The sequence below is a fragment of the Actinomycetota bacterium genome (genome assembly GCA_035536535.1).
Classification (GTDB): domain Bacteria; phylum Actinomycetota; class JAICYB01; order JAICYB01; family JAICYB01; genus DATLNZ01.
The window spans coordinates 1-13,618 of the sequence record DATLNZ010000068.1; the positions used below are offsets into that span (position 1 = coordinate 1).

Genomic DNA, 13,618 nt, shown 5'->3' on the forward strand with positions numbered 1-13,618 from the left:
CCTACTTCTGCGGCGTGCACTTCGATGAGATGAAGGGGAAGATCACCGTCACCTCGTAGTCCCGGCGCTTCAGCCGGCGGCCGGGCGGGCTCGGTCCACTATCGATTCGACGTCCGTGTCCGCCGGAAGAGTGCCGAAGGCCCGGCCCCAGTCGCCGTCCAGGCGCGAGGCACAGAAGGCGTCGGAGACGGCCGGCGGCGAGTGCCGCACGACAAGCGACGCCTGAAGGGCCAGCGCCATCCGCTCCACCACACGCCGGGCCCGGGCCTCCAGTCCGTCGGGTTGCGCCAGCTCGTCGGTCACGGACCGGGTGAACCGGTCCAGCCGGGCGTCGGCTCCCGAGGCCAGGCGCACCTCATCCAGAAAGGCGTCCAGGGTGTGGGGGGCCTTGACGAGCGCCCGTAGGACGTCGAGACAGATCACGTTGCCGGAGCCCTCCCAGATCGAATTCAGCGGGCTGTCGCGAAACAGCCGGGGCATGCCGGACTCCTCCACGAAGCCGTTGCCGCCGAGGCACTCCAGCGCCTCCGCCGCGTGCACCGGCCCCCTCTTGCACACCCAGTACTTGCTGACCGCAGTCGCGAGCCTACGGAACGCGCCCTCGGCCGGATCGTCACCGCGGTCGTAGGCACGGGCCAGCCGCATGGCCGTAACCGTGGCCGCCTCGGACTCGAGGGCGAGGTCGGCCAGCACGTTGCGCATGAGCGGCTGGCCGGCCAGAAGCTTGCCGAAGGCCGACCTGTGCGATGTGTGGTGGATCGCCTCCGCCACCCCGGTGCGCATTCCGGCCGCGGAGCCCAGGACGCAGTCCAGGCGCGTGTGGTTGACCATCTCGATGATTGTCCGGACCCCCCGTCCCTCCTCGCCGACCAGCCGCGCCCACGCGCCGTAAAACTCCACTTCGCTGGAGGCGTTGGAGTGATTGCCGAGCTTGTCCTTCAGGCGCTGGAGGTGCATGGCGTTTAGCGTGCCGTCCGGACGCCACCGCGGCAGCAGGTAGCACGACAGTCCCGCCGGAGCCTGCGCCAGGACCAGGAACGCGTCGCACATGGGGGCCGAGCAGAACCACTTGTGACCGGTGATCTCGTACTCGTCGCCGCCGATGGGCGTGGCGGTGGTGGTGTTGGTCCGGACGTCGGAACCGCCCTGCTTTTCGGTCATGGCCATGCCGCACAGGGCCCCTGCTTTTCCGGGGGCCGGGGCGAACGCCGGGTCGTAGTGGCGCGACATGAACCTCGGCCCCCATTCGGCGGCCAGGTCCGGAGCGGCGGCCAGGGCCGGGACGGCGGAGTACGTCATAGAGATAGGACATCCGTGGCCGCCGTCGGCCTGTGAGACGAGCATCATCTTGGCCCCGCGGGCGACGTGCGCCCCCGGACGAGGGTCGGCCCAGGGGGAGCAATGCACCCCCTCGGACACCGACATCTCCATCAGCCGGTGCCAGGCGGGGTGGAAGTCCACCCGGTCGATACGGTTGCCGTAACGGTCGTGGGTGTGAAGGACGGGCGGGTTGTCGTTGGCCTGCCTGCCCCACTCCCGGACCTCCTCTGAACCGCAGAGGCGGCCGAGGGCCGACAGCTCCCCCACCGCCCAATCGGCCCCCTCGCGCCGGACCGCCTCCGCCAGCGCGGCGTCCGTGGCGAACAGGTCGTGTCCGCCCAGGGGAGGCGGCTGGTTCAGGACCTGGTGAGTGGCGTGAGTCCCATCCCTGAGGACCATCGACTGCCTCCTGTCCGGCCGGCGCCCGTGGGCCTGCACCCCGGGCAGGCCATCATCATCGCCCACGCCGATGCTCTAGGGTTTTGGGCGATGGAGACCAAGCGGCGCAAGCTGCGGGACAAGTTCAACCGCCTGATCGGCCGCACCGTCGAGCTGGACCTTCGCCCGTACGAGACCCTGGTTCCCCAGGTCGTGGCGCGGGAGCCGGAGATGACGGCGATGGATGACGCGGCGCTGCGGGCCACCGCCGACGGGTTGCGGGAGCGGGCGCAGGCAGAAGAGGACCTCGACGACCTCCTGGTGGACGCATACGCCCTGGTGCGTGAGGCGGCGCGGCGCACGATCGGACTGCGCGCCTTCGACGTCCAGGTGCTGGCCGCCGTCGCTATGCACCGAGGCCGCATCGCCGAGATGCAGACCGGCGAGGGCAAGACGCTGGCCGCCGTGTTCCCCGCCTTTCTGAACTCCCTTAGCGGGCGGGGAGTCCACGTCCTGACGGTCAACGACTACCTCGCGAGGCGCGACGCGTCTTGGATGGGCCCGGCGTACTCGCTTCTCGGAGCCAGTGTGGGTTGCGTCCAGCAGGGGATGACTCCGGCGTCGCGCCGCCAGGCCTATGCCTGCGACATCACCTACGCGACGGCCAACGAGGCGGGCTTCGACTACCTGCGCGACCACCTGGCGATGACTCCGGAGGACGTGGTCCACCGGCCGTTCCACATGGCGATCGTGGACGAGATCGACTCCAACCTCATCGACGAGGCGCGGATCCCGCTGGTGGTTGCCGGCGGTGAGGCCGTTCCGGGGTCGCTGACACAGAGGGCGGCAGACGTCGTCCGGCACCTGCGTCCGGGTGTGGACTTCACGACCGACGCTGAGAGGCGCAACGTCCACCTCACCGAGCAGGGGGTCGAGAAGGTCGAGGACCTGCTGGACTGCGGCAACCTGTACGGCTCCCGCAACGTGGCGCTGCTGGTCGCCGTCAACCAGGCGCTGCACGCCCAGGCGCTTGTGAACCGCGACGTCGACTACGTCGTGCGCAACGGCGCGGTGGAGCTGGTGGACGAGTTCAAGGGGCGCATTGCCGAGAACCGCCGGTGGCCCGAGGGGCTGCACGCCGCCATCGAGGCCAAGGAGGGAGTCGAGCCAACCCACGAAGGCATGATCCTGTCGTCGATCACGCTGCAGGCCTTCGCCGGGCTGTACCCGAGGCTCACCGGCATGACCGGGACGGCCGCCTCGGGGGCCGACGAGTTCAAGGAGTTCTACGGCCTGTCGGTGGCGGTGATCCCCACCAACCGCCCCAGCGTGCGGACCGACCACCCCGACCACACCTACACGCACAAGGACGCCAAGGAACGCGGCCTGCTGCGCGAGATCCTGCGGGTTCACGCGACGGGACGTCCGATCCTGGTGGGAACGACCAGCGTCCGCGAGTCCGAGCGCATCGCCGCACGGCTGCGCCTCAAGGGCGTGGACTGCCATGTCCTGAACGCCAAGAACGAGGAGCTCGAGGCGGGGGTGATCGCGCGGGCGGGGATGTCCGGAGCCGTGACGATCTCCACCAACATGGCCGGACGCGGGACCGACATCCGCCTGGGAGGCGGCGAACCGAAGGCCGAGGCCCACGTGGCCGCCCTCGGGGGGCTGTACGTCCTGGGGACCAACCGGCATGAAAGCGTCCGCATCGACTATCAGCTGCGGGGCCGCGCGGGACGCCAGGGCGACCCCGGGGAGTCCAGGTTCTTCGTCAGCCTCGAAGACGAGCTCGTCCAGCTGTACGGCATGCACGGCCCGGGCATCGACGCAGACGCCCGCCAGGACGAGCCGCTGGAAGACCCTGGCGTGAACGAGGAGATCGAGCGCGCCCAACGGATGATCGAGGCGCAGAACTTCGAGATTCGCCGGACGCTGTGGGAGTACGGGTCGATCCTGGAGCAGCAGCGCAAAGCCGTCCACGCCCGCCGGGACAGGGTCCTCTACGGCGAGGAGTTCGGACTGCTCGACCGGGCCGTGCCGGACAAAGCGGCCGACGTCCGGGAGCGGTTCGGCGAGGACGTCCTGCGCCTGGCCGAGCGGCAGATCACGCTGTCGCACATCGACAAGGCGTGGGCGGAGCACCTGGACCACATGGCCGGCCTGCGCGAGGGCATCCACTACGTGTCGCTCGGCCGCCAGGATCCCCTGGAGGAGTTCCGCCGGGCGTCCTACGAGGGCTACCGAACGCTGAAGCAGCGCATCGACGAAGGCGTCGCGACCACCTTCGCGGAGGCCGAGGTGACCGGGGCCGGGGTGAACCTGGAGGCCGCGGGCATTGCCGCGCCGACCTCGACGTGGACCTACGTCATCAACGACGACCCCGCGGGGGCCAGGGGCTCCCAGTGGCACAACCTTTTCAGGGGGGCTCGCGACCTGATCATGGGCAAGGAGTGACCGACCACACTGAAGGGGGCGACTGATGGGGTACGTGGATCTTTATCTGCTGCCGTTTCCGAAGAAGAACCTCGACCGGTACAAGGACGTCGCCAACAAGTTCGGCAGGATCGCGCGCGAGTGCGGAGCGCTGGGTTACCGCGAGTTCCTGGGTGAAGACCTGTCCCCCGAAGGGGTCCTGCCGTTCACGAAGGCCGCCCCGATCGGCGACGGCGAGGTACTGAGCGCGGCGATCGTGGAGTACGAGTCGCGAGCCCACCGCGACGAGGTCATGAAGAAGATCTTCGCCGACCCCCGCATGGAAGAGATGAAGCAGGACATGAACCCGGACGGGGATCCCGTGGCGGACATGTCCAAGATGTACTACGGGGGCTTCGAGACGTTCGTGGAGGTTTGACCGAAAGGCCGGGTTCAATCGGGGTCGAAGCCGAGGAGCTCCTGGAGCGGAACCTTCATCCCTTCCGCCCACTGTCGCTCGGCCTCCCCACCCGGCAGAGCCGAGCGGAGGGGCGCCTGCATCCGCGAAAGCACCCCAGGCCAGTCCGTTTGAAGCTCGGTCGAGGCGACCAACGCCTCCGCGGCGCCGCCCAGGCGCGCCGCAGTTGAGGCGTCGCCCCCGGCGAGCTTGAAAAGTCCTGACCAGTAAGTGAGGCGGATTCGCATCTCCACCCTGCCTCCTCGAAGCTCCTTGATGGACCCCCACTCGGCCCGTGCTTCGGAAGGCCGGGACTGTGCGACTCGCAGAGCCGCGCGCACGGTCAGCGCTCGCGCTCGCCAGTAGTCGTCGTTGATGCGGGTGCAGATCCCCACCGCTTCGTCAGCTGCCTTCTCGGCCTCGTCGAATCGTCCCGATGCACCCGCCGCCGTCGCCAAATCTGCCAAGGCGAGCGCAAGCGACCTCGGTGATCGCTGCACCCGAGCGATCTCAATGGAGGCGGGGAGCAACCCGCTTGCCGTGTCGAAGTCGCCCTCAGCGATCGCGACGGCAGCCCGGATCTGCTGCACGTAGCCGCCGACCCACGAATCGCGATCAGTCTTCGCCGCAGCGTCGTCCAGCGCGACCCTTGCCTCCTCCAGCCTTCCCAGCAGCATGAGTGCCTCGGCCAAGTGGCAGAAGATCATCCCGGTGGGGACGTCGTGTTCGTCCGCCAGCGACAGTGCTTGCCCGAAGATCTCGACTGCCCGCCGCCGGTCGCCGGAGAACAACTCCACCGACCCCGCCTCGTCCAACGCCGACACGAGGCCCACCCAGTCGGCGAGCTGGGTGGACTGCTCCGCCGCCTCCGATGCGAATCGCCTCGCCGCAGGAATGTCTCCGAGGAAGCGCGCGACGCCACTCGCTTGGACCAGGACGTCCACACGCTCCACAGTGGGTTCTACGGACTGGCTCAACGCCCGCTCGAGAAGACGCGACCTCTCGGCGAAGGTCCCGAAAGCATCGAACACCCAATTCGTCCGCCCCGCGAGCACGACGGCGTCCGCTCCTTCGGATCGATTGAGCGCGGCGCGCAGGTTGTCCACTTCAGGCGCCAAGGCGTCCAGCCTCGCTTCTCGTGTGGGGCAGGGAGTGCCCTCGGGAGGATCGACCAGAGTCATGAGCCAGCTTCTTTGAGCTGCCCATGCCTCCGCCGATGAGCCCGATTCGCCCAGCCTCGCCTGCGCGAACTCCCTGATCGTGTCGAGCATTCTGTAGCGCGTGTGTCCGTCAGGCTGCTCCTGTGCGCGCACGAGCGACTTGTCAACGAGGGAAGCAACCAAGTCGGCCGTGTCTTCCCGCAGACACACAGCTTCCAGTGCTTGCTGTGTCGCCCCGCCTGGAAAGACGGCGAACCTCCGGAACACTTCCTGCTCGAACTCCGATAGAAGCTCGTAAGACCACTGCACCGCTCCCGCCAGCGAAGCTTGTCTGGGCTCCGCGGTGCGAGAGCCCGACGACAACAGCGAGAACCGGTCGCACAGCCTCGACTCGATCTCCTGTAGCGACAGGGACCTGGTCCGGGCTGCCGCCAGCTCGATGGCGAGCGGCAGGCAGTCCAGGGTCCGACAGATGGAGGCAATGGTTGCCACGTTGCCGGAAGCGAGCGTCCAGGAGGGATCCACCAGGGCGGCTCGTTCCGAGAACAGTTGGACGGCTTCCGAAGCCGCGGCCTCGGCCTCGCTGGGGGGCTGCACCACTTCCATCGCGGGAACCGGCATGGTCGCCTCGCCCCAGATCCGCAGCGGCTCCCGGCTGGTCGCGAGGACCTTGAGGTCCGCCACCGACATCAGCAGCCTCTCAGCAACCTTCGCGGCCGCGCCTATCACGTGCTCGCAGTTGTCGAAGACGAGCAGCAGCCTCTTGTCCTGGATGGCTTCCGCCAGCGTCTCCAGCAGCGGCCGGCCGGGCTCCTCCTGGACCTTCAGCACGCTCGCCACCCGCTGCACGACCGCTTCCGGGTCGGACACCGGCGACAGCTCGATCAGCCACAGGCCGTCGGCGAAGTCACCCGACAACTCGGCCGCCGCCTGAAGCGACAGCCTCGTCTTACCGCTGCCACCCGGACCCGTGAGCGTCACGAGCCGGTTCTCGCGCAGCGACGCGACGATCGCGGCGAGTTCCGCGCTCCGCCCGATGAAGCTCGTGAGCTGGATCGGAAGGTTGTGGCCGCGGGGGTCGAGAGTCGCCAGCCGCGGAAAGCTCGACGGAAGCCTTTCGCTGCCGAGTTGCCAGATCCGTTCGGGGCGCGACAAGTCCTTGAGCCGGTGCACCCCGAGGTCGGTGAACACCGCCCCGGACGGGGGAACGCCAGCGACGGCCGCATGGACTTCCTCGCTCACCACGACCTGCCCTCCGTGTGCCGCTGCGCGAAGGCGGGCGGCGCGGTTGACCACTGGGCCGTAGAAGTCCGCTAGGCGCTGGGAGGCGAGCCCAGCGTGAACACCGATCCGAACCTTTATCGGCCTCGGGGTGGGCCAGTCGTGGGAATGCAGGGCAAGCTGCAGGTCCACCGCCGCGGCCAAGGCAGGCCTGCTCTGGCTGAAGACCGCGAAGATACTGTCCCCTTCGCCGCGAGGCTTGATCACCTCACCCCCGTGCCGCGCCACTATCTCCGCGCAGATGCGGTCGTGCTCCTCGAGCGCCTTGGCCGTCGCCTCCGGGAACTCTTCCCAAAGACGAGTCGACCCCTCGACGTCCGTAAGGAGAAAGGTGAGCGCCACCTGGCTCAACACGAGCCTCTGAGCTGAGTCAGTCGATCCAGACGCGGTCGGGGTTGTCCGGGTCGTCGATCGGCGAGGAGACGAACAGGAGCTCGACCGGCTCGTCGCCGAAGTCCCCCGAGTGGGGCGTGTTCGCCGGGATGATCCACACGTCCCCCGGACGCACCTCCCGGGTCTCGTCGCCGATCGTCACGGTGCCCGACCCGGCGAGCACGTAGGCGATCTCGTCGTGGGTCACGTGGACGTGCTTGCGGAATGGCCCCTTGTGTCCCTGGAACACGAACACCGAAGACGACCGTCCGTGGCCGAGGTATGTCCTCTTAAAGGCGTCTGACTCCGTCAGCTTGTCCTGCTCGACCTGGTCGCGGACGGTCAGGACGTCCACCTTGGTCATCGGCTCGTTCTGCTGACAGCAGGGACAGATGTACACGATCAGTCTCCTTTCGCTCGCGCCCGGACCGCCTCGAACAGGAAGTGGTAGACCTCGCAGTGGCGCTTGGCCTCCCAGATGTCCTGCCCCCAGATGTAGGCGCCGTGGTCACGGACAAGGATGGCGAATGACGAGGCGAACCGCTCGTCAGCCAGAACCTGCTCGACATGGGATACCAACTCGGGCTCGGTCGGGGTGTTGCCGGCCACCGGGACCAGGTGCACGTCGGCATTGGACAGTCCCCTGATCCCCTTGAGCATCTCCAGGCCCTTGATCTCGAGAGCGTCCCCGGCAAGGTCTGCCGCCAGGACGGCCGACAGCGCGTGGCTGTGGGCTACGGCGCCCGCGCCGCGAAGCCGGATGATGGAGCAGAACACGCCGTTGCACTCCGAGGGCCGGAGGCCCGGATTGGATGGCGGCGCGATGACTTGTCCCGTTGAAGGGTCGACGACGAACAGGTCCTCGGGGGCGACGCGCTCCTTGTGCACGCCGGACGGTGCGAGCAGCAGGCGATCCGGGGCCTCCAATGAGCAGATGCCACCGCCGGTCCCGGACACCCAGTCCTTGTCGTAGAACAACCGCAGCATCTCGCAGATCAGGTCGCGCTGGGACGTCGCCACGGCTTCTACAGGTGCGTCCGGAACCAGTCGGCCGCCCGGGCCGAGGCGGGGGCCACGAACTGCTCCACGTCGTACAGGTCGATGTGGTTGGAGGTGTTCAGCCACATGATCTCCTTCGGATCCCCGGCGCGGTCGAAGACGCTCTGGGCTCCCTCGGGCGAGCAGTAGGCGTCGGTGCGTCCGTGGACGACCAGCATCGGTGTGGGCGAGATGAACTCGGCCGCGGAGGCTGTGTCCAGGGTGATGAGCTCGCGGATGGACAGCGTGCTGATCCGGTTCTGCCAGTGGGGGCTCGCGCTGCGCTCCGTGCCGTAGTAGTCGTAAGGCTCCTGTCCGCCCATAACGGCCGGCTCGCCTTCGGGGGCCACGGCCGCCATGTACTCGACCTGCCCCGTGGCGTGCTGACGCTGTCCGACCTGAGCGAAGTTCGCGAGCTGCTGTCTGTATCCGTCCGGCCCCATCCCCTGCCGCATCTGGCGGGGGTCGTTGTAGCCCCCGGCGACGAGGACCACCGCCTTCACGCGTGGATCGAAGGCTGCGAACTTCAGCGCGTAGCCGCCGCCCAGGCAGATGCCTACAGCGCCGATGCGGTCGGGGTCCACCTCGGGCAGGGTCGCGAGGTGGCTGACCGCGTCGCGCAGGTCGTTCAGCTTGCCCTGAGGGTCTTCGTGCTGGCGGGGGGTGCCCTCGCTCTCGCCGAAGTTACGGTGATCGAAGGCAAGGGTGACGAAACCGGCTTGGGTCAGGCGCTGCGCGTAGTTGCCGACGACCTGCTCCTTCACGCCGGTGAAGGGACCGGTGAAGACAAGCGCCGGATGGGGGCCGTCGCCGTCCGGGAGCCGGAAGTCCCCCACGATCCGGACTCCGTCGCTGGGAAACTCCACGCGTCGCTTGGTCATGAAATCAGATCCTATTGCGCTGTCGGCCACCACAGGGCCCTCCCCGGAACCAGGCAGGACACCGCAGCCCAACGTCGAACCAATTGTCAGTCGGCTCTTGGGGGGAAACCATGATCAATCGTCCGCTGCGTTGCTTTCTGGCGTCTTTCACGGCGTTCGTGCTGGTGGCCGGCACGGTGCCGCCTGCGCTCGCGGCCGGGCCGTCGGTGTTCGTGTCCCCGACGAGCATGAGCTTCGGCAACGTCCAGATCCAAACGACTTCGCCCGACCAGTTCGTGTCCATCCAAAACACCGGGGACGCAAACCTGGCCGTCGGCTCCATCAGCCTCACCGGAACGACGCCGGACCAGTTCTCGGTTTCCGCTGACGGCTGCTCCAGCCAGGTGCTGACACCCAACGGCTGGTGCTCGGTCAACGTGTCCTTCGCCCCCAGTTCTACAGGCTCCAAGTCGGCCAGGGTCTCTATCCCTTCGAACGCACCGACCAGCCCCAACACGATCTCGCTGTCGGGGATAGGGGTGAACCCCTCGATCTTCGTCAGCCCGACCAGCCTGAGCTTCGGAAACGCCCAGGTGGGAACGGTGACCCCCGATCACTTCGTGTCGATCCAGAACAGCGGCTCCGGCAACGGACCCCTGAACCTGGGCTCCCTGACGATCGAGGGGGCCTCACCCGATCAGTACGTCCTGTCCGCGGACGGCTGCTCCAACCAGGTCCTGTCCCCTAACGGCTGGTGCTCGGTGAACTTGGCTTTTGCGCCTACATCCACAGGCTCGAAGTCCGCGCGTCTGTCGATTCCGTCCAACGCGCCCACGAGTCCCAACACGATCTCCCTGTCCGGCATAGGGGTGAACCCTTCGATCTTCGTCAGCCCGACCAGCCTCAGCTTCGGCAACATCCAGGTGGGCGCGAACGCGCCCGAGCAGTTCCTGATGATCCAGAACAACGGCACGGGCCAGGGCCCCTTGGAGCTCGGGACCCTGACGCTTTCGGGGGCCGCCGCTGCGCAGTTCTCGCTGGCGGCGGACGGTTGCTCCAACCAGATCCTGGGTCCGAACGGCTGGTGCTCCGTGAACGTCGGGTTTGCGCCTGCATCCCCGGGGGCCAAGTCGGCCACGCTCGCGATACCCTCCAACGCCCCGACGAGTCCCAGCACCGTCAGCATCTCGGGTACGGGCGTGGTGAGGCTGCAGCTGAGCCCGTCGTCTCTTTCGTTCGGCTCCCAGAAGGTGGGCACCTCGAGCGCCGTGAGCTTCGTCTCGGCGACCAACACCGGCTCGGACTTCCTCACCCTCGGCAACGTGACGAGCGGCGGTGCGAACGCGGCCGACTTCGGGAAGGGGACCGATGGTTGCTCGGGTACCTTTTTGTCGCCGGGCCAGAGCTGCTCAGTCGCGGTGTCCTTTACGCCGGGTGCGGCGGGGACGCGGTCCGCGGTGCTGTCCTTCGGCCTCGGAGGCGGATCGGTTGACGCCGTCCTGAGCGGGACCGGCACCGTCCCGGTGATCTCGGTGACTCCTCCGGTCCTTTCCTTCGGGGACCGCAACGTGGGGGTGGGGGCCGCACCGATGGGCGCGACCGTCCGCAACACGGGCTCGGCGCCTCTCGCGCTTGCGTCGGTGTCCGCGACCGGCGACTTCGCCTCGCAGAGCAACTGCGGTGCCTCCGTCGCGCCGGGGGACTCCTGCACGGTGGACGTGAATTTCGTTCCCACGGAGCTGGGGGCCAGGACCGGAGCCCTTTCCATCGGAAGCGACGGCGGTTCGGCCACGGTCTCCCTGACGGGCAGGGGCGTCGACACGCTTCCTCCGTCGTCGGCTTGGACCACGGCTCCCAACTCGGTGAGGGTCAGCCAGCTTCAGTCGGTAGCCGGAACGACCTCCGACAACGTCGGGGTCTCGTCGGTCAAGGTGACGTTCACCGACGTGCTCGGCTCCCAGACGACCGTGGACGCAACCCTCGACTGCCTCGGTAGGACGTGCGACTGGACCGCCACCGTCCCGATCATGCTCCCCGGACCGGTCACCGCGGTGGCCCGGGGTACCGACCTGAACGCCAACCGCGAAAGCCTGGGGGCCCAGGTCAGCCTGATCGTGGTCTGACGGGTATCGGTCAGCCGGCCGCGCAGGTCCCGGTCCGGCTGGTTGTGCCTGGCCTTCGGGTTGTGGGGCTTCGGCCCCCAGGTGCGCCCCCGGCCCCCGGGACCAGCGGGTTAGGCTCGGGGGGGCGGAGGGCAACCCCCGCCGAAGCCTTGGGACGAAAGGTGCGGACATGACCAGCACACTGCGCGACACCGCCCGGGCGCTCGTAGCGGAGGGCAAGGGGATCCTGGCCGCCGACGAGAGCTTTGGGACCATAGAGAAGAGGTTCACGGGCATCGGCGTGGAGTCCTCCGAGGACAACCGCCGCGCCTACCGCGAGATGCTATTCACGACCCCCGGCGCCGGTGACTTCATCAGCGGCGTGATCCTGTTCGACGAGACTCTGCGCCAGAGCGGCTCGGACGGACGCCGGCTCGTGGAGGTCCTGCAGTCGCAGGACATCGTCCCCGGCATCAAGGTGGACAAGGGGACCGTCGACCTGCCCGGCGCCGCGGGCGAGAAGATGACGGAGGGACTCGACGGACTGCGAAAGCGGCTGGAGGAGTACCACGGCCTCGGCGCCCGGTTCACAAAGTGGCGAGCTACCTACTCGATCACCGACACCCTGCCCAGCCGCTACTGCTACCACGTCAACGCGCACGCCCTGGCTCGCTACGCGGCCCTGTCCCAGGAGCAGGGACTCGTTCCGATCGTGGAGCCGGAGGTCCTGATGGACGGCCCGCACTCCATCGACCGCTGTCACGAAGTGACCCGCGAGGCCCTGAACGAGGTCTTCGAGCAGCTGTTCATCCAGCGGGTTTCGCTGGAGGGGATGCTGCTCAAGCCGAACATGGTGCTGTCCGGCACGGAGGCGTCGGACCGGGCGGGGGCCGAGGACGTCGCGCGCGCGACGGTTGCGTGCCTGCGCGAGGCGGTCCCGGCCGCCGTTCCGGGGATTGTGTTCCTGTCCGGCGGGCAGTCCGACGAGCAGGCGACGGCGCATCTGGACGCGATGAACCGGCTCGGCCCCCACCCGTGGGAACTGAGCTTCTCGTACGGACGGGCACTGCAGTCCCCGTCGCTCAAGGCCTGGCAGGGCGCCGCCTCGAACGTCTCTGCCGGCCAGCAAGCGTTCCTGCACCGCGCGCGGTGCAACAGCGAGGCGCGGTACGGCCGCTACTCGCGGGAGCTCGAACAGGCAGCAGCCGGCCGCTGACGACCGGCACCCGCAAGGAGCCACGACCCTGGAGGGTCTGGCTCCTGCTGTTCTCCGTATGGTTCCCCTTCGGAGGCAGCGGACCGGGGCGGGTCCGCTGCCCTCCGATGGGAACCGGTGCTTGAGGTGTTAGGCCGAGCGCGCCTTACGAGTGGTGGTGGAAGTGGAGCGCTTGGGCGGCACGTAGCGGTAGTGGTGTCCCTTGCCCACCGGGCAGATCGGGAAACGGCCCCCGTCGCGGACGATCACGGCGAAGTCGTTGCAGGAGCAGCGGTAGCGTCCCTTTCGGGGAGCCACATCGCCGGCGGCGAACAGGTCCTCGTCGGACGCTGCCACCGCTGCGGCGGAACCGACACCATTGGTGCTGGACCGCTCGGCCAGGCGCGCCGTCGCGACCTCCAGAGCGTTGTTCCCCACGACTGCGTTCCGATCGGCAAAGACGCCCACCAGAAGCGCCAGGAGCGCACTGCCCAGGTGCAGGGCGTTGTCCGGGTGGTTGAGCGCGATCAGATTAGCCTCGCTGCCCACCAGGAACAGCCCGACCAGGCCCACGAGCAGGTACACGGCGCCGACGAGCAGGTTGACGCGGCGAGCCCAGCGGACACCCGCCACCGCCCCGCCGACAAACAGCCCGCCAACCGCGAGGTGGACGATGTTGTGCAGCGGGTTCACGTCGAAGAAAATGAGGTTGTTGCCCTTCGTTGCCGCGAAGCCGATCCCGCTGGTCACGAGGAACCCTGCGGCCCCCACGAGCAGGTAAACGGCTCCGAACCCGTAGCCGAACATCTGGTTGGCTGAACCGGCCCGGCGTGCTCCGGAGCCGATTGCACCGGACAGACCTGATCTGATGGACATTCCCGTGCCTCCTTGGTCGAACTATCACCGCGTATTCGCGGCAGGCCGGCGGTCCGGACGGGTGCCCAGGTCAGGGTGCCGGGTTTAGGACGACGTCCCCGTTCCGGGGACCTCCGGCGGGGCGGACTCGCTGTCGCCCGCGTCGCCCGCCCGGCGACCGTGCAGGA

General features: G+C 68.2%; 9 protein-coding genes and 1 pseudogene. 4 read left to right on the forward strand and 6 right to left on the reverse strand.

The annotated features are described in order from the left end of the window. Window positions 1-69 precede the first annotated feature (69 nt). Window positions 70-1,719: an isovaleryl-CoA dehydrogenase gene (locus VNE62_04315; GenBank protein HVE91516.1), complete on the reverse strand. Its 1,650-nt coding sequence runs from the start codon at window positions 1,717-1,719 to the stop codon at window positions 70-72. A 90-nt stretch (window positions 1,720-1,809) separates the two neighbouring features. On the opposite strand from VNE62_04315, the gene secA2 reads away from it, so the two are divergent. Together secA2 and VNE62_04325 are read left to right on the forward strand one after the other, a co-directional pair. Then, the gene (secA2, locus tag VNE62_04320) at window positions 1,810-4,152 is read left to right on the forward strand and encodes an accessory Sec system translocase SecA2 (GenBank protein HVE91517.1); all 2,343 of its coding nucleotides are present in this window, start codon (window positions 1,810-1,812) and stop codon (window positions 4,150-4,152) included. 25 nt (window positions 4,153-4,177) lie between these two features. Further along, a complete protein-coding gene (locus VNE62_04325) occupies window positions 4,178-4,549 on the forward strand; it encodes a DUF1428 domain-containing protein (protein HVE91518.1) in 372 nt (123 codons plus the stop codon). A gap of 14 nt (window positions 4,550-4,563) precedes the next feature. Here VNE62_04325 and VNE62_04330 read toward each other — a convergent pair whose 3' ends face one another. The 4 genes from VNE62_04330 to VNE62_04345 are packed head-to-tail and all read right to left on the reverse strand — an operon-like array spanning window position 4,564 to window position 9,299. Beyond that, window positions 4,564-7,350: an adenylate/guanylate cyclase domain-containing protein gene (locus VNE62_04330; GenBank protein HVE91519.1), complete on the reverse strand. Its 2,787-nt coding sequence runs from the start codon at window positions 7,348-7,350 to the stop codon at window positions 4,564-4,566. A gap of 28 nt (window positions 7,351-7,378) precedes the next feature. Next, complete coding sequence (locus VNE62_04335) at window positions 7,379-7,744, reverse strand: cupin domain-containing protein (GenBank protein ID HVE91520.1); 366 nt, start codon at window positions 7,742-7,744, stop codon at window positions 7,379-7,381. Window positions 7,745-7,782: 38 nt separating this feature from the next. Continuing rightward, complete coding sequence (gene mtnB / locus VNE62_04340) at window positions 7,783-8,400, reverse strand: methylthioribulose 1-phosphate dehydratase (protein ID HVE91521.1); 618 nt, start codon at window positions 8,398-8,400, stop codon at window positions 7,783-7,785. Window positions 8,401-8,405: 5 nt separating this feature from the next. After that, window positions 8,406-9,299, reverse strand: coding sequence for an alpha/beta hydrolase (locus tag VNE62_04345; GenBank protein HVE91522.1), 894 nt, complete (start codon window positions 9,297-9,299; stop codon window positions 8,406-8,408). Window positions 9,300-9,409: 110 nt separating this feature from the next. On the opposite strand from VNE62_04345, the gene VNE62_04350 reads away from it, so the two are divergent. Continuing rightward, window positions 9,410-11,401 carry a choice-of-anchor D domain-containing protein gene (locus VNE62_04350; protein ID HVE91523.1) on the forward strand — a complete coding sequence of 664 codons (1,992 nt, stop codon included), beginning with the start codon at window positions 9,410-9,412 and terminating at the stop codon, window positions 11,399-11,401. A 169-nt stretch (window positions 11,402-11,570) separates the two neighbouring features. Further along, a complete protein-coding gene (locus VNE62_04355) occupies window positions 11,571-12,596 on the forward strand; it encodes a class I fructose-bisphosphate aldolase (protein HVE91524.1) in 1,026 nt (341 codons plus the stop codon). 426 nt (window positions 12,597-13,022) lie between these two features. Here the strand turns inward: VNE62_04355 and VNE62_04360 are convergent. Beyond that, window positions 13,023-13,382: pseudogene (locus tag VNE62_04360) on the reverse strand (DUF4383 domain-containing protein). Window positions 13,383-13,618: the final 236 nt, after the last annotated feature.

Excerpts from the sequence above, each read along its gene's own strand:
- VNE62_04325 (HVE91518.1), top strand. The coding sequence starts at position 4,178 with ATGGGGTACGTGGATCTTTATCTGCTGCCGTTTCCGAAGAAGAACCTC.
- VNE62_04355 (HVE91524.1), top strand. The coding sequence starts at position 11,571 with ATGACCAGCACACTGCGCGACACCGCCCGGGCGCTCGTAGCGGAGGGC.
- VNE62_04315 (HVE91516.1), bottom strand. The coding sequence starts at position 1,719 with ATGGTCCTCAGGGATGGGACTCACGCCACTCACCAGGTCCTGAACCAG.
- VNE62_04345 (HVE91522.1), bottom strand. The coding sequence starts at position 9,299 with ATGACCAAGCGACGCGTGGAGTTTCCCAGCGACGGAGTCCGGATCGTG.
- VNE62_04350 (HVE91523.1), top strand. The coding sequence starts at position 9,410 with ATGATCAATCGTCCGCTGCGTTGCTTTCTGGCGTCTTTCACGGCGTTC.
- secA2 (HVE91517.1), top strand. The coding sequence starts at position 1,810 with ATGGAGACCAAGCGGCGCAAGCTGCGGGACAAGTTCAACCGCCTGATC.
- VNE62_04335 (HVE91520.1), bottom strand. The coding sequence starts at position 7,744 with ATGACCAAGGTGGACGTCCTGACCGTCCGCGACCAGGTCGAGCAGGAC.